The following is a 19,005-nucleotide window of genomic DNA, read 5'->3' as shown; positions in this document are numbered from 1 at the left end:
TGTCTGGTGATTACAGGAGTCATAGTAGGGAGGTCAAGTTTCAGGGGGAATCGTAAAATTGAACCATCGGGGTCAAAAAAGTACCAAAGCTTAAAAATGTTGACAGAAATCAACATTTTTAAGCAGGTGAATGAGTGTAGCGGTCAGCTGACTGCCTGCCTGAGTGGTTACCTTCAGGCCTGTGCCGATAATAACCGACAGCCGCCGTATGATTGGTCACAGTGGCAGCCCTGGGAAATGGATGGAGAAAAATAAGGGTGGAAGAGTGGTAAGAGCCGCATGCTTGACAGGTCATGTGGGCGCTGCCATCCTTCCCATAAAGCAAAGTATGTTAGACAATATACATACCAAGCATGGAGATGATCTAGATGAGTGGTGGAAAGCCGAAGTTGGTTTTGGTATCGACAAGCTCACCCAAGGAGAAGCCGGGCACCTACGAAAAGCCGAGAGCTTTGAAAAGATCAGAAATCGAATCCTTGAGGAAAGACCTACGTAGTAGCTTTGCTGAGCTTGAGGGGATTATTGCTGCGGATCAAGAGCTGATGCGTATGTGACGGTTTTGGAATATAAATAATAACTATAAGAAATATATAATCCTCATTTTAATTTCGTATTTGGATGTAAAAAGAAATTGCAAATCACATGGAAATAAGTAAATAATTACCACTACCGAAAACCTCGCCCGATTGGAGCGGGGTTTTTTTATACCTGAAGGAAACACCTTCTCAACTCACCTGCTAGTGGCCTCCATTTAACCACTGACATTCCTGACTAACTCCAGATCAGTCCGCAGTGCTTCCTGCAACTGTGTAATCAACGATAGCAGGCATGACAAGACGACTTTCCTTTCATGTGCCCGTAACAATAAAGAGTTATGACGGGATAGAGCAGCGGTCAGCTTGCTGGTCTCATAAGCCATAGGTCGTCGCGTTGGGGCGGTGACTGGAATCAAAACCGTCGCACTTCAGATATCTGACAAAGGCACAATGCCGTGTTGTATGTTCACCGAAAACTTACCTTCTGACCACTAACATCAGGCAGCGTACTTAGCCCGATATTCACCCAGCGTCATCCCCGTATGCTTACGAAACACCCTGCCCATATAACTGCTGTCCTTGAAACCGGTTCTGGCGGCAATTTCTGACATATTCATCGAGTATTGGCTGAGCAGCATCTTGGCCCGGTCAATCCTGACCAGCGTCAGATATTCATTGAACCCCATTCCACCTTCTTCCCGAAACAGGCGGGAGAGATGGTTGGGAGAAATACAATACTCCAGGGCCACTGATTCACGGGTAATCCTGGCGCTGAAGTTTTTTTGCAGGTACATACTTATTGCTCGCCACTTGTCGTTTGATCGGCGTACCTGAGAATATTGATGATCTTCTATTTTGCCCCGGCAGTACCTTAACAAGCCTTCTGCGATACAGGCAGCAATGCCATTATCCTCAGTGGCACGGGCTGATTCACACAGAGCTTTCTCCAGATAAAGACCTTCCTGCCGCACTGGTTCGGGGATACTGTATTTCACCACCGAGGCCGCTTTCGCCTGGTGATCACTGAACGTCAGGCTCATGCCTATTTGATAGTGGCCAAACAGCAGGGTCAGGGCGGTTCCCTTTGTGTTCCAGTCCGGCAGATCCCAAGTCTGTGCAGGTATGTAAATCACATCACCCTGTTGGGCCTCAACCTTCTGATATTGCCCTTTGTGTCCAATAGCCGTCAGATAAGTACCCTCCAGTACGACCACCATTCTCGCAAATTTCACCAGAAAAGCATTTTGGGGGTATTCATCAGTATGCGAGGCAAACCGGACTTGCCGGAGTCTTCCACTGGCAAGAAAATCGTCGATCTGCTGGGCTATCTTGGCTGATTCGAGCATGGTGCGTTCATGTTAAGTCTAAAGTCGCTGAAGAGTGGGCAGCGAGCCTGTCCGGGGATGCTGCAAGAGTACAAAACTCAGAGAGAAGGGTCTATCTCTTGTTAGCCAAGCCGTGGCCTTGCTGGCATCTCATTCTCTTTTGTTGATATACGTCAACAAATGTTTACGTTGTTACAAAAGTCCGTTATACGCTTCATTTGTCGGATTTTCGTCATGATTTCGTTTTCTTATAGTCAACTCTGACCACCACAGACTGTCCAGGTTTGTGCCCTCTTTTTACAGCACCGGATGATGAGTAGAACCCATTATGAAGAATGATCTTGCCACCCTGAAGCGGCATCTGCTGACAGGCACCAGCCACATGCTGCCCTTTATCGTCGCCGGTGGTGTATTGCTGGCTTTATCGGTGATGCTTAATGGTAAAGGCGCTCAGCCGGAAGGTGTTTTCCTGACCGGCATCTGGGACATGGGCATTGCCGGCTTTACGCTGTTTGTTCCGGTGCTTGGCGGCTATATCGCCTACTCCATTGCTGATCGTCCCGCACTGGCGCCGGGCATGATCGGTGCCTATCTGGCTAACGCCAATGGCACCGGATTCCTTGGTGCCATCATTGTTGGTTTCCTGGCTGGCTACATTGTTAATCAGCTAAAAAGAATTCCACTGTCCAATAAGTTCAAAGCGGTTTCTACTTATTTTATCCTGCCAATAGGCGGCACCTTTATTGTATCTGCCATTGTTATCTGGGGTATTGGTCAACCCATTGCGGCCCTGATGGAAGCTCTGAACGGCTGGCTGTCAGGCATGGGTGATGCCTCAAAAGTTGCACTGGGTACGGTTCTGGGTGGGATGACCGCCTTTGATATGGGCGGCCCAATCAACAAGGTTGCCACTCTGTTCGCTCAGACTCAGGTCTTTGAGCATCCGGAATTGATGGGCGGTGTTGGTGTTGCTATCTGTGTGCCTCCCCTGGGTATGTTCCTGGCGACTCTGCTCTCCAAAAGCCGCTACACCGATGAAGAGCGTGAAGCCGGCCGTGCCGCTGGCCTGATGGGTATGATCGGTATTACCGAAGGCGCTATTCCCTTTGCAGCAAACGACCCTCTGCGTGTAATTCCTTCCATTGTTGCGGGTGGCATTGTCGGTAACGTCATCGCTTTCCAGATGAATGTATTGAACCACGCTCCGTGGGGTGGCTGGATTGTGTTGCCCGTAGTTGATGGTCGAATAGGCTACATCATTGCTACTATCGCCGGTGCTGCTACTACTGCTCTGATAGTGAACTTCCTCAAGAAGCCTATCGATAAGCGCTCTGAAGAGAAAGAAGAAAAGCTGGATAGCTCTGACGAGCTGGATATTCAGTTCGACTGAACAATAAGGGGCTCCAACATAACGGAGCTCTAAACCCCTGACATTAACATTCACTGTTAAAACGATTAAACGGAGTACAAACATGAAAATGCTGGCTGTTACTTCCTGCCCTTCCGGTGTTGCCCACACTTACATGGCAGCTGAAGCCCTGGAAAACGCTGCCAAGGAAAAAGGTTGGAACGTCAAAGTCGAAACCCAGGGTTCCTACGGTATTGAAAACCGCATTGAGCTGGAAGAAGTTCGTGATGCCGACTTTGTGCTGCTGACCAAAGACATCGCCATCAAGGAAGAAGGTCGATTTACAGGCAAGCCCATTATTCGAGTCGGTGTGGCCGACGCTGTCAAAAAAGCGCCTCAGATTATTGAGCAGATTGAGAAGAAGCTGAAGAAGTAAGTCTCAGTCGTTTATCGGCTGGTTGTGCCAGCCGGTTCAGGTAAGAACAAACACCATTTAAGCGGGTTGTATTGATCTGGGCATTTACCCTGACTCAATAGAGATTGCCACTCGGACAACCTGCTTGCTATCACAGTTGAAGAACCAGCCATTTAGCTTAAGGCGTTGTCACACTCTGCCTGACGGGGCTCGGCTGCTTTAAAAACTTACTGGTAAGGAACACAGTATGTTGTTAAAAAAAAGCATTCTCTCTACCGCTATTGCCATCACACTGGCCTCATTGGCAGGTTGTGATAGCAATGATGATGCGAGCCCGGCCTCAGACATTGGAGATAACCCTGTCCATGTAGAAGGCCCCGGTATTCTAAAATACGTCGATCCTTTCATAGGCGCAGGTTTTAACGGACATACTTTCCCCGGGGCAGTTCTTCCTGAAGGTTTTGTGCAACTGAGCCCTGATAACCAACTGACTGGCTGGCATTCATCCAGCGGTTATCATTACGACAACGATACCCTTTACGGTTTCAGCCATACCCATCTGAGCGGCACAGGTATTGGCGATCTGGGCGATATTCTCTTCCTGCCTTTCACCGGTGATAAAAGTGAATCCAGTCAATTCCGCAAGTCTCAGGAAGGCGCCAAACCCGGTTTCTATCAGGTTGAGTTAGACGATACTGGAATTATTGCGGAACTGACGGCAACTCAACGTGTTGGTCTGCATCGCTATACGTTTCCTGAAGGTGAAACCCAAAAGCTGAAGATTGACCTGGGCCACACTCTGAACGAAGACTGGGGAGGTGTCAGTTTGGTCAATGAACTGGAAGTGGTTGATGACTACACCGTCATTGGCAAGCGCTACAGTGGTGGCTGGGCTCCTGACCAACGCATTTACTTCACTGCCAAATTTAACAAGCCGATTGCCAAATACCTTATCACCAGCCAGGGAGAACCTCAGGCAGGCAGCAGCTATAAAACCGAAGGCAGTGATGTTGTCGCTTATATTGAGTTTGAACAGGACAACTCACCTCTAGAAGTGAAAGTGGGTCTGTCACCGGTGAGTACCGACGGTGCAGAGAAAAACCTCATAGCTGAAGCCAGTGATCTGACGTTCGACGAAGCCGTCACAAAAGCAGAAAATATCTGGCTGGATAATCTGGATGACTTTGAGGTTGAAGGCGGCACTGAGGGTGAACTCACCAACTTCTACACGGCGCTGTATCACACCAAACTTGCTCCCATGGTGCATCAGGATGTAGATGGAAAGTATCTGGGAATGGACAAGGCTGAGTATGATGCGAACTTAATCGCTAAGGACTACCAGAATTATACCGTCTACTCCATGTGGGACACCTTTAGAGCCCTGCATCCACTGAAAACCATTACTGAACCCGAGAAAGCCGGTGAGTACGCAGTCAACCTTGTTCAGAAATACAAGGAAGGGGGCCTGCTGCCGAAGTGGGAACTGCACTCCAACTACACAGGCACCATGGTAGGTTACCCATCCGTTGCCATCATTGCTGATGCAATGGTTAAAGGACTAGCAGACGAAATTAATCCCACTGAAGCGCTGGAAGCTGCTGTTGCCAGCTCAACCTGGCACCCGGAAGACTTTACCGAGTGGGATCAGGAACTGCTGAAAACCATCATGACTCCTCACATCCAATACATTGAGATGTTGGGCTACGCACCTGCTGACAAAACCCATGAATCCGTTTCATACGGTTTGGAAAATGCCTATTACGATTGGACGATCTCACTGATTGCCGACATAGCAGGGGACCAGAACAAAAAAGCTGAGTACGAAGAGAGAGCCCAGGGTTACCAGGAATACTTCGACTACAACCCTGAAGCCTACGCTGAACACAGTGCAACTGGATTTATGCGACCCAAAATGCTGGATGGCAGCTGGAGAGAACCTTTTGATCCTTACAATGCCGTGCACGAAACCGGTGACTACACAGAAGGTAACTCCTGGCAGTGGACCTGGTTTGTTCCCCAGGATATTTCTGGCCTGAAAGAGGTTATGGGTGGCGAAGAGGCTTTCAAACAAAATCTCGATGCCCTGTTTAATGCCCGCGAGGATGAAGGCACCAGCGATATGACGGGCCTGATCGGTCAGTATGTTCAGGGCAATGAGCCTGATCAGCACGTTCCTTACCTCTACAACTACACCGATACCCCATGGAAGACCCAGGAAATTGTCGATGAAATTCTGGATGAGTTCTACCTGCCAACCCCTGAAGGCATCGTCGGTAACGAAGATGTTGGTGCCATGTCAGCCTGGTATGTCATGAGTGCCCTGGGCTTCTATCAGATTACGCCGGGGGATCCGACCTATACCATTGGTCGCCCTCTGTTTGATCAAGTCACCATTCCTGTCGGCAATGGTGGCAGATTCACCATCACTGCGAAAAATAACGAGCCTGACAATATCTACGTCCAGAGCGTAGCCATTAATGGTCATGAATTGGAAGAAGGCCTGTTCTTCGAACATGCCGAGTTCAAAGACGGTGGTGAACTGATTTTTGAGATGGGTCCAGAGCCTAAAGCCTTGAATTGATGCCTGGGGAGCACGCTCCCCGTCCCAACTACTTACAAAACATTCACCGGCCTTCCCTGTTGGGAAGGTCATGGGAGCTCTCATGTCTGAAAAAGCTGCCAGAGCTCTCTAAACATTAATAGCTCTGCTCACGCAGAGCCTTAATCCCTCAAAAAAAAACCTTAGACCATTAAACGACAGTTATGTTTTACAGGAGTCATCAATGCTGAGCCCTCTCTCAAAATCCATAAAAACCATCTGCCTGAGTCTGGGCATTACCGCTATGGCAGCCACACTTTCAGGCTGTGTTACCAACAGTTCTTTGGAGTACTCTACTGCTCAAGGCAGTGACAAAGTTGCTCATTTCTTCGGCATTTTCGACCTCAACTGGGATCAACGACTGCGCGAAGAGACCCCACTGGACAAAACTGACCTTCTCTATATTGCCTTTGCTCATCCTTACGATGAAGACGGTGACGGCGCCTACGAACTGGGTTATGAAAACGCCCGTAGCGGTGAAAAGGTTAAGCCTGGCGATACCGACAAGGACCGCATCAATCAGCTGGTATCGGCTGCCCGTGAAAAGAATCCGGGCGTACAGATTCTGATTTCTCAGGGCTGGAATCAGAATGGTTACTGGAAAGCGGCTCAAAACCCTGAAGTCTTTGCAGAAAGTGTGGTCTCTTTTATCCGAAAGCATGGCCTGGATGGCTATGACATGGACTACGAGATCGAGACAGACCAGATCACCCTGCCACAATTTGAAACCCTGGCTCAGACAGTACACGATCATCTTGAGCGAGCTTCCGTAGAAGATGGCAAAGATTATCTATTCACTATCACTCCTGACCACACCTCTCTGCGCGTATGGAACGGCACTCTGGTTAATAGTCTGTTCGACTACATCAATCTGCAAACCTATTGGGGCGATCGCTTCCACTTCATTGATGACTTCAAGGCTACCGGTGTTGAAACCGACAAAATGATGATTGGTATGAGCAGTGAGAGCTACAACCGGCCAGCTGATGATCCTGAAGCGTTCATCAAAGTCGCCCGGGAAAATAATACCCAGGGTATTTTCGCATGGCGTATGGATACCGACAGTATGGATCAGATGGGGACACCTCATTACAAAATCACCGAAGACATGTGGGAGCAAATGGGCCGTCAGTAATACACGACACATAGTGTTTTCAATATTCTTCAGGGTGAAAAAATGTTTAAAAAGAGTATAACCGCGGTTGCTGTGACTGCGGTTCTGGCCAGCCTCAGTGGTTGTGATGACAACAGCAGTAATAGCAATACAACACAGGGTGGCTATGTTGAGCCAGAAATTCTTAAATACGTTGATCCGTTTATTGGTACCGATGCCACGGGCAATACCACACCATCGGCCGTTTATCCGGAAGGCATGATTCAACCCGGTCCTGACTCGATCAATGAAGATGGCACCGCTGGTGATTACAAATACTGGAAAGACACCATCAGCGGCTTCAGTACTACCCATCTCTCAGGTGCGGGCAAGGGCGACTTGAATGATTTTGCCTTTCTTCCTTTCATTGATTTTGAATCAGGCCCGGCCAAGTTCAGTAAAGAGAATGAAGAAGCCTCTCCAGGCTACTACTCCGTAGAGTTCGATGACAGCGATATTAGAACTGAGCTGACCGTTACCAAGCGAGTTGCACTGCACCGATACACTTACCCTGAGGGTGAAAGTCGCAAACTCAAGCTCGACCTGGGTCATGAGCTACAAGAAACCTATGGTAACCACAGCCGCGAAATTGATTTCCAGATCATCGGTGATAACGCCATTGCGGGCAAACGAGTGAGCAATGAATGGGCTCAATACCAGACCGTTTATTTCTATGCTGAATTCACTGAGCCTTTTGTTAAATACATGGCCATGGATGAAGGTGAGAATACCGATGATCTAAATATTGAGGACAGCCGCGATGTCATTGCTTTTCTGGACTTTGGGCAGGGCAATCAACAGCTGGGCATGAAGATCGCCATTTCACCCAACAGTATTGATGGCGCCAAGGCCAACATCGATGCAGAAACAGACGGCTTTGCATTTGATCAGATTCGTCAGGATGCAGCGAATGCCTGGGCTGAAACGCTGAGCAAGATTGAACTCGAAGGCGGAACCGAGGCAGAAAAAACCAATTTCTACACCTCCATGTACCATACCTATTTTGCCCCCTTTCTCTATCAGGATGTGGACGGCCAATACCGGGGAATGGATGGCCAGTCCTATCAGACTGATCCGAATCGACCGAACTATTCCGTGTATTCGATGTGGGACACTTTCCGGGCAGCTCACCCTCTGAAAACCATCACAGAAAAAGAGCGTTCTATTGAGTACGTTCACGACCTGATCAACAAATTCAAAAAAGGCGATGTACTGCCAAAGTGGGAACTCCACTCAGACTATACCGGTGAAATGCCTGGTTATCCTTCTGTCTCCATCATTGCCGATACCATGGTCAAATATCCAGAAGCTTTTACCCAACAGGATTTCAAAGATGCACTGGAAGCCGCATTAATCAGCTCCAACTGGCACCCGGAAATCACTCATGACTGGATTCCTTACGTAGACGAATGGAATGGTGATAAACGCTGGCACGTTATGACCCGTCATTCCGAATATCAGGAAAGCGATGGCTTTATCGGTGCCGATATTCGCAAGAACCCCGCTGATATATACGACACCATCGTTAATGAAACGGTTTCTTATGGTTTGGAGAATGCTTATTACGACTGGGCCATTGCCCAGATAGCCAAACTCGCTGGCGATGAGGGGCAGTACGATCGCTATATCAAACGCTCAGAATCCTTCAAAAACTATTTCGACCATAATCCAGCTTATTACGCAGAGTACGGCGCTACAGGATTTATGCGACCGAAAAATCGGGATGGCAGTTGGACCTTCAATGACTGCTCAGGAGAGGGACAGTGTACTGAAGAAAATCAGGATATCTTCAACCCTTATGTCGCTGAACATCGCGGCGAGGACTTTACGGAAGGCAGTACCTGGCAGTGGTCCTGGTTTGTCCCCCATGACATTGATGGGTTGATGGAAATAATGGGGGATGAAGCAAGCTTTCGCCAAAATCTGGACGCCCTGTTTAATGCCGACCCCAATGGCATCAATGATACCGGCGATATGACCGGCAAAATTGGTCAGTATGTTCAAGGCAACGAGCCCGATCACCATGTGCCTTTCCTGTACAACTACACTCTGGAGCCCTGGAAAACTCAGGAATATCTCGATCAGATCCTCGACACACTTTATCTGCCCACACCAGAAGGCATCCCCGGCAATGAAGACGTGGGCCAGATGTCGGCCTGGTACATGATGACAGCCATGGGCTTTTATCAGATTTCACCGGCAGATCCAACTTACACCATCGGCCGACCGCTCTTCGACGAAGTGACTATCCAGCTGGCAGAAGGTGAATTCACTATCACCACCGAAAACAATGGGCCGGACAATCTGTATGTTCAGGAAGTCACCATTAACGGTGAACCACTGGATGAAAACTTCACTTTCCAGCATGAAGACATCAAACCCGGTGGCAATCTGCACTTTGTAATGAGTGACACCCCCAATAAAGAACTTCGTTAAGGGCTCTTTATTTGTGTTTTCAATTTGTGTTTCCAGCACTTGAAGAGAAGTCCGACTTCTCTTCTCCCCTTCTACTCTCAGAAAACAGGACGTAAGACGTTTTTATGCTTCTGAAAAGAAATATAATGGCAATGACCATTACTGCTGCTCTCGCCGGACTGACAGGTTGTGATTCCAACGATAACGAAACGAACACGGGTTCTTCAGAACGCCCCGTCTACGAAGTACTTGGTTATGTTGACCCCTTTATAGGCACAGGACCAGACGGACATACTTTCCCAGGGGCGGCTTCCCCCTCCGGCATGGTTCAGTTAAGCCCTGACACCACCATGGAAGGTTGGGGCTCAGCTTCCGGTTACTTCGATGACGGGACTCAGGAAGATATCCCGGTATACGGCTTTAGTCATACACATTTGAGTGGTACAGGTATTACGGATCTGGGTGATATTCTTATTCTGCCGTTTACCGATAACAGTAACGACACCTACAACACTTTCGATAAAGCCAATGAAAAAGCCAGCCCTGGTTATTACTCCGTCAAACTGAATCGCTCAAATATTCTTGCTGAGCTGACGGTATCACCTCGTGTGGGCTACCATCGCTACACCTTTCCAAGTGGATCAGAGCGTAAGATTAAACTGGATCTTGAGCACACACTGAACAAGAGCTGGGGCAATGAATCTCTGCTGAATGAGATCGAGATGGTGGATGAGTACACTCTGCGGGGCCACCGTAAGAGCGATGCCTGGTCCAGAGACCAGAGCGTTTACTTTTATGTAAAGTTCTCTGCCCCCATCACCGATGCCCGCCTGCTTGCTGACGGCAATGAGGTATTACTCAGCAAAGAAGATGGCCTGATTGAAGCCAAAGGGCTGGTTTCCTACCTGAGCTTTGCCCCATCCGATCAACCTCTGGAAATAAGGATGGGTATATCATCCACTGACATGGAAGGAGCTGAGCTCAACCTGAAAACAGAGGTTCCGGATTGGGGCTTTAATAACGTTCTGGCTGATACCGAAAAAGCCTGGGCCGACGAGCTTTCTGCAGTGGATGTCTCAGGGGGCACCGAAGCAGAGAAAATCAACTTCTATACCGCCCTGTATCACACTCAAATCTCCCCCATGATCTCTCAGGATGTCGATGGCGATTATCGTTCCATGTACCCCTACAAGGAGATCAAGAATGCCGGAGATCTACCCAACTACACCGTCTACTCCATGTGGGATACCTTCAGGGCATTCCACCCACTGCAGACCATCATTAATCCAGATAAAGCTGAAGATTACGTCAACGACCTGATCCGCAAGCAACAGGATGGCGGACTGCTGCCCAAGTGGGAGCTTTATGGTCATTACACTGGAACCATGATTGGCTACCCCTCCGTTTCTATTATCGCTGACGCCATTACCAAAGGCTTTGACATTGATGTAAATGCCGCCCTGGATGCTGTTGTGACGTCTACCACTTACGACTTAAGCCGTTTTCCTGACTGGGATCCCGACATTCTCCAGTTTGTTCAGGATCTACAGATGCAGGATCACATCGATAATGGCTGGGTTCGCTACGGATACTGGAACTCTGCTTCCTACGGGCTCGAATATTCCTATGGCGACTGGGCCGTCTCTGAAATCGCCCGGGTAGCGGGAGATACCGACAGACAGGAAGAGTATCTCAAAAGGTCTGAGCACTACCTGCATTACTGGGATAAAGAAACAGGATTCTTCCGTGCCAAAAATCTGGATGGCACCTTCTACCTCCCTGAAGATCAGGAGAAGTTTGATCCTTATTACGTTGACGAGTTTGCCTTTACTGAAGGGAATGCCTGGCAGTGGAAATGGCAAATTTTTCATGACTTCGACCACCTGGAAACCCTGATCGGTGGACCTGAGCAATTTAAAACCGACCTCAGAGCCCTGTTCGAAGCCGAAGAAAGTACCAGCGGAGAAGACCTGCCTGATATGACCGGTTTTATTGGTCAGTACCTTCACGGCAATGAGCCTTCCCATCACATCGCTTATCTATGGAACCGCACTGATGAACCCTGGATGGCTCAGGAGTACCTTGACCAGATTATGCGTGAATTTTACCAGCCAACACCTGAGGGTCTGGTCGGTAACGAAGATGTAGGCCAGGTGTCAGCCTGGTATGTGATGAGTGCTATGGGCTTCTATCAGGTAACCCCGGGGATTCCGGAGTACTCCATTGGTCGTCCATTGTTCGATGAGGCAGTCATTGAACTGCCTGACGGTGAGTTCACGATCACTGCCGTTAATAACAGCCCTGCCAACCGATACATCAAGGAAGTCACCATCAACGGCCAGCCTCTGGGGGAAAACAACACCTTCAGGCACAGCGACATAGTGGCTGGCGGTGAGCTCCGGTTCGTCATGACCAATACCAGACCGGATAACCTCTAATACGATCAGCACCACACCCTGGAGCCTGTCGGACTTATGGCAGGTTCCATGATGGCACACCCTCAAAAAGAAAAGGTACACAATACAATGCTAAGAAAAGCTTTGTTAAGAAAATCTTTGCTAAGAAAGTCTTTGTTGGCCGTATCGATTGCTGCCGTTCTTGGGACGCTAGCTGGCTGTGATTCCAGTGATGACGAAAGCACCGTCATCAACGCCCCTCCTGAAACCTCTCTGACTCAATATGTCGATACCACCATCGGCACCGGCGGACTGGGCAACACTTATCCGGGAGCTACTGTGCCTCATGGCATGATCCAGCTCAGCCCTGACAATGGCGTCAGTGGCTGGGACTACATTAGCGGCTATTTCTATTACGACGATCTGCAGCAAATGATTGGCTTTTCCCATACTCACCTTTCCGGCACCGGTGCGGGAGATATGTATGACCTGCGGGTCATGCCGGTCAACAGCCGCTCTGACCTGTTGAGAGGTAATAAGGAAGCGTCAGAATTTGACCATGAAAATGAAACGGCCACTGCCGGATACTATCAGGTCATGCTCAAGGATTACGAGATCAATGCCGAGCTGACAAGTACAGAGCGTGTCGGCTTCCACCGATACACTTTCCCGACCGATGACCGCTCCGAAATCGTCATAGATCCGGGCCATACCATGAACTGGGATCTGCCGACCGAAACCATGATTCGGGTTGTGGATCACCAGACCCTGGAAGGCTATCGAATGTCTGAGGGCTGGGCTGCAGACCAGCGTGAATACTTTGTTATCAAGTTTTCCAAACCCTTCAAGGCTCACCGTCTGTTTGCTTACTCATACGGTGAAGACGGTACTGAAATCCCAGGAAATCAGGTTAAAAAAGACTATACACGGGCTTATCTTGAGTTTGAGACCACGGCAGCAAAAACCGAAATTGAAGTTAAAGTTGCCATGTCTTCCGTCAGCATTGACGGTGCCTATAAAAACCTGGCAGCCGAAGCTCAAGATCTGGACTTTGAGGGTGCCCATAAGCGTGCAACCGTGCTTTGGGAAAAAGAACTGGAAAAAGTTGAGATTCCTACTGAAGATGAACGCTTCAACGACGAAAAACGTATTTTTTACACCGCAATCTATCATTCACTTTTAGGTCCGACCCTGCATTCAGATATTGATGGGCAGTACAAAGGTGCTGACCATCAGACTCAAAAAGCAGAAGAGTTTGATCGCTACGACACTTTCTCTCTATGGGATACCTATCGAGCTGCCCATCCACTCTACACCATTCTGGAGCCAGAGCGTGTAGACGACATGGTGAAGTCCATGTTGGCTCATTACGACGAAACCGGCCTACTGCCTGTTTGGTCATTAAAAGGGAACGAAACCAATATGATGCAGGGGTATCACGCCTTGCCGGTAATTGCTGATGCCATCATCAAAGATATTGGTGATTTTGATCGTGAACGGGCTTATCAGGCTATGGCAGATACCGCCAGAAATGAGTCCATACCGGGTATGACTCAGTACATCAACGATGGTTATGTGCACTACGGCATAACAAAAGGTGAATCGGATACCGATGACTGGGCTGCATCGAAAACGCTGGAGTATGCTTACGATGACTGGAGTGTTGCCGTCATCGCTAAACGACTCGGCAAGGATGAGTCTGAGGTTGACGAATTTTTTAATCGTGCAGACAACTGGAAAAACCAGTTCGACGATAATGTCGTCGTTCAGCACAAAGATGAGCACGGCAACCTGATTGATATCCCCGGCGGCTGGTTTGTGCCCAAACTGGCAGATGGCTCCTTCATTCCAGATTTCAACCCTGAGCAATACCACCGGGATGACAGTGATCAGGATTCTGGCTCTATTGGCTTCAGTGAAAGTAATGGCTGGCACTACTTTGCGTCGGTTCCCCATAATATTGATGGCCTTATCAACAAGCTGGGCGGCCCCGATGTTATGGAAAAGCGTCTGGACCTGATGTTTGGAACCGAGCCCAAAAATAAGGATCACCTGCCTATTTTCAGTACTGGAATGGTAGGGCAGTACGTACAGGGTAACGAGCCTGATATGCACGTACCTTATTTGTTCAACTATGTTCAGTCACCCTGGAAAACCCAGAAATGGCTCAATGAAGTCATCAATGTCTGCTACGACGATACCCCGGAAGGTATTTGCGGTAATGACGACTACGGTCAGACATCTGCCTGGTATGTTTTTTCAGCCATGGGCTTCTACCCGGTTAACCCTGCAAACAGTGTTTATGCCATTGGTAAACCCATCTTCCCTGAACTGACCCTGAACCTGCCAGACAACAAGTCCTTTACCGTCATCGCTGAAAATGTTTCGGATGAGAATATCTACATTCAATCTGCAACACTCAATGGTGAAGTACTGGATCGTTCCTGGATCAGCCATGAGGAAATCATGAACGGTGGTGAGCTGAAGTTCGTGATGTATAACGAACCCAATAAGAACTGGGCTTCTGCTCCTGACTCCGTACCACCATCAGGCCTTTCTGAGTCTTGATTTCATAAATCGAGTGTCAGCAAAATACGCTGGCACTCACAGGAAGCCTGAACGAGAATGGCCTGCCATTTTACCTGACAGAGACAGAATTCATACACGCCAACGATCACCCACGGCAGTCAGCAGATGAACCTGTTCAATGCCAAGTACAATGATTATTGCTATCTGCCTCTGCTGGTTTTTGAGGGAATTAGCGGCAAGCTGATCACAGCTATCTTACGCCCGGGAAAAACACCAACCGGTAAGGAAAATGCAGCCATTCTCAAACGTATCATTGGACTGCTCCGAAAAAAATGGCCAAAAACTCATCTGCTGGTGCGAGGGGACAGTCACTTTTCCCAGCCAGAACTGATGAGGGTTGTTCAGGATGATCCCCATTCCGATTATGTGCTGGGTATAAGGAGCCGGTCACAAGACAGCCTTGCGCCCTAAAGCCAAAGAATTGTTGGATGAAGCTACAAAGACCGGATCAAATTGCATCTACCCCGCAGCTGTCCATTCAAGGGGCTTTTACAGCATGTGACAGAATTCTTTTATTCAAAGCCATCGCTCAAGCCAGGGTAAGTCTATTTCCTGCTATCAAGATTGGGTGAGAAACCAGAGCTGGGTCCTTTGGGGAGGTTGCTCGGCTTAAAATTGGGTAATTGGCCACAAAACAACCGATTCAGAGACTTAGACTGCCAATAAAGGCAAAATCAATGAGTTTTTAAGCAGCCGACTGGTGTGGTGGGTAGAATGAACCACCTGAATCAAAGTCTGCTGCTCATTTATGAAATATCCGGGCTAGTGGTTTTTTGTTTGAGGTTTGAGAATAGCAGTTGAAGAGGGGGATGCAAGTTGTTGGCGGGGGTGGGATTGAGCCCAATGGCTTGGCCAGCAACGGGAGCTGCTGGCCAACGATATCACTCAACGAACCATATGCAGAAAATGCATGTGTTTCTCATACTGATCAATAATATCGCCAATCACCTGCTCTTTAGTCCAACCCATGATGTCGTAGTCCTGGCCACCCTCTCTCAAGAAGACTTCTGCCCGGTAATATTTGCTTTCTTCTTCGTCATCAATAACAAAGCTGGGTTGCACGTATGAACGTGGACTGACCTTGTAGAGAAAATCCTGCTCTTCACCATGGAAAGCATTCAGCGAGACAATGCCTTTGTCCCGGTCAAAGTTGATGTCGGTTTCCACACCCTGCTCTTCCAGCTCCCTGGACAGGGATTTCATGGCGGGCAGCACCACACTTCTCATGAAAACCCTGACACTTTTGCGCTCAGGGAAATGGGTAATATTCTGCAACCGGGTTTGCCATGGAATGGACACATTGGCATGACTCGGGGCCAGTGTGGTTTGGGTCAGGCTCTCTTTCTTGGCGGCATCCAGTGCCAGTGCTTTTAATAATCCATAGCCGGACACCAGCAATACGATTGAGAAGGGGAGAGCCGTGGCAATCGTGGCGGTCTGGAGCGCCTTGAGTCCACCGGCCAGCATCAGCACCAGAGCCACCAGACCAATCAATGAAGACCAGAACACACGTTGCCAGACCGGAGTTTTGCCTTCCCCGCTGGAAGCCAGCATATCAATCACCATGGCACTGGAATCAGAAGAGGTGACAAAGAACACCACCACCATGATGATAGCGATTCCAGACAGAATTTCGGTAGCCGGGAAGTATTCCAGGAACTTGAAGAGCGCCAGAGAGACATCGACCTGAACAATGTCAGCCAGATCGGTGGCGCCGTGGTTCATAATCAGATCGATAGATGTATTGCCGAATACCGTCATCCAGATAAAGGTCAGACCGGCTGGGACAAACAGCACGCCAGAGATAAACTCGCGAATGGTTCTGCCCCTGGAGATACGGGCAATGAACATGCCGACAAAAGGTGACCAGGACAACCACCATGCCCAGTAAAACAGAGTCCAGCCGCCCAGCCAGTCGGTGGGTTCGTAGGCGTACAGGTTGAACGTTTTGTCGACAATATCGGACAGATAACTACCAATATTCTGCACCAGCAACTGCAACAGCAAAGTGGTCGGCCCGAGGATAATGACCATGGCCATCAGCAGCAGTGCCAACAGCAGATTAATCTCAGATAGACGACGAATGCCTTTATCAAGCCCTGAAGCGACAGAAAGCGTGGCCAGGGCGGTAATCACTACGATCAGAATCACCTGAACATAGGTGCTGACATCAATATCAAACAGGTAATTCAGGCCCGAGTTGACCTGGAGCACACCGTAACCCAGTGCTGTCGCCACACCAAAAGTCGTACCCAGAATGGCAAAGACATCAATAACATGCCCAATCGCACCGTGAATACGATCACCCACTATCGGGTAAAGGGCTGAACGCAGGGTTAAAGGCAGGCCATGACGATAACCAAAGAATGCCAGTATCAGGGCGACAATGGCGTAGATGGCCCAGGCATGAAACCCCCAGTGGAAAAAGGTAATGCGCATGGCTTCCCGTGCGGATTCAATGGAGGCCGGATCACCCACGGGCGGTGAGAGGAAGTGCTTGACGGGTTCCGCCACGCCAAAGAACATCAGGCCAATCCCCATTCCGGCTGAAAACAGCATGGCAAACCAGGAAGCAAAGCTGAAATCTGGCTCAGAATGGTCAGGGCCTAACTTGATATCGCCATAACGGGAGAGGCCGACAACAACGACGCCAATAAGGATAACGGCAACTGCCGCCACATAAAACCAACTGGCATTGGTCATTATGGCGGTTTGCAGGACAGTGGAATAAAGCTCGGCCTGCTTGGGGAACAGGGCTGTAAAGGCGACAACCAGAAGTATGATACTGGATGCGCCAACAAAGACCGGCAAATTAAGATTGTGACGTGATTCGGAGGGGTCAGACATAAAGATGGGAAGCTCCCGAAGTCAGTACAATCAATACATTGTCTGACTGAAGTGGTTTGAAGGAAGGATTCAAGATCATCGTTTTACCTCAACAGGATACCCCGCCCTTCAGAGGGCCAGGTTCCTTGAAACCGATGATAGACAATTTCAGGTGAATTAGCAGAAAAAAAGCCTACCGATCTAATGCTTAGTGGTCAAACTGTGTTTGTTTCTTTGATGCTATTTCGCTTCTGGAGGTCGGTGCGCTGGCTTTCTGAGAGGAACTCACTTTGAACTCTTATCGTTAGAAAGGTAATCTATATATCCGATTTTTATAAAAACCTCTGGTTATAAAAGCAGCCGACAATAACAATTACAGGTGCAACTCAATGCAAAAAGCTGTCAAAACCCTGGGTGCTGCTGCACTCCTTTCGTTATCCGGAACCGCCCTCTCTGCCCCTTCCTGTGGAAAAGTCACCATCGCCGACATGAACTGGAACTCAGCCTCGCTGATGGCCCATGTTGACCAGTTCATTCTCACCCATGGCTTTGGCTGCGATGCCGAGCTGGTGCCCGGCGATACTGTGCCCACCAGCACCTCCATGGTTGAAAAAGGTGAACCCGATATTGCCCCTGAGTTATGGAGCAACAGTGTTAAAGATGTTCTGGATCAGGGAATATCAGAACAACGTTTGCGCCTCGCCGGTGTCTCACTGTCTGATGGTGGCGAAGAGGGTTTCTGGGTTCCCAAATATCTGGTGGATAAGGACCCATCCCTGGCCACTATCGATGGCATTATCAAAAAAGCTGCATTATTCGAGCACCCGGAAGACGCCAGGTTAAGTGCTTTTTATGGCTGCCCGGCGGGCTGGACCTGCCAGATTACCGCCAGCAACCTGTTTCGTGCGCTGAATCTGGAAGACAAAGGTTTTGAACTGATCGATCCCGGCTCAGGGGCAGGCCTGTCCGGCTCGCTGGCAAAAGCCTACGAACGTAATGACGCCTGGTTCGGTTACTATTGGGCACCCACCGCCATTCTTGGCAAATATGAAATGGTCAAAGTTGACTTTGGCAGTGGCGTTGATAAAGACGAATACATGACCTGCACCAGTAAGCCTGACTGCGAATCCCCAAAGGTGACAATGTATCCACCTTCAGCCGTTCACTCAGTTACCACCGAGTCTTTCGCCAGCCAGTCTCCTGATGCTTTTGGGTACGTTGGTAAACGCGCCTTCACCAATGCTGATATGAACAAGCTGCTGGCCTGGATGGAAGACAACCAGGCGGACGGTGAAATAGCCATGGAGCATTTCCTGAAACATTACCCACACATCTGGCAGTCATGGGTTTCAGACCCCGTGGCCGATAAAGTGAAGGAGGCGCTGTCCAGCCTCTAAGGAAAA

The 19,005-nt window shown here is 49.0% G+C and carries 12 protein-coding genes; 10 read left to right on the top strand and 2 right to left on the bottom strand.

Going from position 1 to position 19,005, the window contains the following annotated elements; genetic code table 11:
- The first annotated feature begins 368 nt into the window (after nt 1–368).
- A complete protein-coding gene (locus tag K7B67_RS22255) occupies nt 369–554 on the top strand; it encodes a hypothetical protein (protein ID WP_252178030.1) in 186 nt (61 codons plus the stop codon).
- A 479-nt stretch (nt 555–1,033) separates the two neighbouring features.
- Here K7B67_RS22255 and K7B67_RS22250 read toward each other — a convergent pair whose 3' ends face one another.
- On the bottom strand, nt 1,034–1,882 hold the full coding sequence (locus K7B67_RS22250) for an AraC family transcriptional regulator (protein WP_252178029.1): 849 nt from the start codon (nt 1,880–1,882) through the stop codon (nt 1,034–1,036).
- A gap of 307 nt (nt 1,883–2,189) precedes the next feature.
- Between K7B67_RS22250 and K7B67_RS22245 the strand changes: the two genes are divergently transcribed.
- The 8 genes from K7B67_RS22245 (at nt 2,190) to K7B67_RS22210 (ending at nt 15,187) form a co-directional block, all read left to right on the top strand.
- Nucleotides 2,190–3,251, top strand: a complete 1,062-nt coding sequence (locus K7B67_RS22245) for a PTS fructose transporter subunit EIIC (protein ID WP_252178028.1) — start codon at nt 2,190–2,192, stop codon at nt 3,249–3,251.
- An 82-nt stretch (nt 3,252–3,333) separates the two neighbouring features.
- On the top strand, nt 3,334–3,645 hold the full coding sequence (locus tag K7B67_RS22240) for a PTS fructose-like transporter subunit IIB (RefSeq protein ID WP_252178027.1): 312 nt from the start codon (nt 3,334–3,336) through the stop codon (nt 3,643–3,645).
- 226 nt (nt 3,646–3,871) lie between these two features.
- Nucleotides 3,872–6,205 carry a GH92 family glycosyl hydrolase gene (locus K7B67_RS22235; protein ID WP_252178026.1) on the top strand — a complete coding sequence of 778 codons (2,334 nt, stop codon included), beginning with the start codon at nt 3,872–3,874 and terminating at the stop codon, nt 6,203–6,205.
- Between the two features lie 202 nt (nt 6,206–6,407).
- Complete coding sequence (locus K7B67_RS22230) at nt 6,408–7,358, top strand: glycoside hydrolase family 18 protein (protein WP_252178025.1); 951 nt, start codon at nt 6,408–6,410, stop codon at nt 7,356–7,358.
- A 42-nt stretch (nt 7,359–7,400) separates the two neighbouring features.
- Nucleotides 7,401–9,812: a GH92 family glycosyl hydrolase gene (locus K7B67_RS22225; RefSeq protein WP_252178024.1), complete on the top strand. Its 2,412-nt coding sequence runs from the start codon at nt 7,401–7,403 to the stop codon at nt 9,810–9,812.
- Nucleotides 9,813–9,916: 104 nt separating this feature from the next.
- Nucleotides 9,917–12,229, top strand: a complete 2,313-nt coding sequence (locus tag K7B67_RS22220) for a GH92 family glycosyl hydrolase (protein WP_252178023.1) — start codon at nt 9,917–9,919, stop codon at nt 12,227–12,229.
- Nucleotides 12,230–12,316: 87 nt separating this feature from the next.
- Nucleotides 12,317–14,755 carry a GH92 family glycosyl hydrolase gene (locus tag K7B67_RS22215; RefSeq protein WP_252178022.1) on the top strand — a complete coding sequence of 813 codons (2,439 nt, stop codon included), beginning with the start codon at nt 12,317–12,319 and terminating at the stop codon, nt 14,753–14,755.
- A gap of 105 nt (nt 14,756–14,860) precedes the next feature.
- On the top strand, nt 14,861–15,187 hold the full coding sequence (locus K7B67_RS22210) for a transposase (RefSeq protein WP_256484883.1): 327 nt from the start codon (nt 14,861–14,863) through the stop codon (nt 15,185–15,187).
- A 474-nt stretch (nt 15,188–15,661) separates the two neighbouring features.
- Here K7B67_RS22210 and betT read toward each other — a convergent pair whose 3' ends face one another.
- Nucleotides 15,662–17,623 (bottom strand): choline BCCT transporter BetT, encoded by a 1,962-nt coding sequence (gene betT / locus K7B67_RS22205; protein ID WP_252178020.1) that lies wholly within the window; start codon nt 17,621–17,623, stop codon nt 15,662–15,664.
- A 368-nt stretch (nt 17,624–17,991) separates the two neighbouring features.
- Between betT and K7B67_RS22200 the strand changes: the two genes are divergently transcribed.
- Entirely contained in the window at nt 17,992–18,999 is a 1,008-nt protein-coding gene (locus K7B67_RS22200) for an ABC transporter substrate-binding protein (protein WP_252178019.1), read from the top strand.
- Nucleotides 19,000–19,005 lie beyond the last annotated feature (6 nt).

Source organism: Endozoicomonas sp. 4G (assembly GCF_023822025.1).
GTDB lineage: Bacteria > Pseudomonadota > Gammaproteobacteria > Pseudomonadales > Endozoicomonadaceae > Endozoicomonas_A.
Note: the sequence above shows the minus strand (reverse complement) of the source record. Positions and strands in the feature narration are given on the sequence as shown.

Coding starts and splice junctions, on each gene's coding strand:
- K7B67_RS22255 (WP_252178030.1), top strand. CDS start 369: ATGAGTGGTGGAAAGCCGAAGTTGGTTTTGGTATCGACAAGCTCACCC.
- K7B67_RS22250 (WP_252178029.1), bottom strand. CDS start 1,882: ATGCTCGAATCAGCCAAGATAGCCCAGCAGATCGACGATTTTCTTGCC.
- K7B67_RS22245 (WP_252178028.1), top strand. CDS start 2,190: ATGAAGAATGATCTTGCCACCCTGAAGCGGCATCTGCTGACAGGCACC.
- K7B67_RS22240 (WP_252178027.1), top strand. CDS start 3,334: ATGAAAATGCTGGCTGTTACTTCCTGCCCTTCCGGTGTTGCCCACACT.
- K7B67_RS22235 (WP_252178026.1), top strand. CDS start 3,872: ATGTTGTTAAAAAAAAGCATTCTCTCTACCGCTATTGCCATCACACTG.
- K7B67_RS22230 (WP_252178025.1), top strand. CDS start 6,408: ATGCTGAGCCCTCTCTCAAAATCCATAAAAACCATCTGCCTGAGTCTG.
- K7B67_RS22225 (WP_252178024.1), top strand. CDS start 7,401: ATGTTTAAAAAGAGTATAACCGCGGTTGCTGTGACTGCGGTTCTGGCC.
- K7B67_RS22220 (WP_252178023.1), top strand. CDS start 9,917: ATGCTTCTGAAAAGAAATATAATGGCAATGACCATTACTGCTGCTCTC.
- K7B67_RS22215 (WP_252178022.1), top strand. CDS start 12,317: ATGCTAAGAAAAGCTTTGTTAAGAAAATCTTTGCTAAGAAAGTCTTTG.
- betT (WP_252178020.1), bottom strand. CDS start 17,623: ATGTCTGACCCCTCCGAATCACGTCACAATCTTAATTTGCCGGTCTTT.
- K7B67_RS22200 (WP_252178019.1), top strand. CDS start 17,992: ATGCAAAAAGCTGTCAAAACCCTGGGTGCTGCTGCACTCCTTTCGTTA.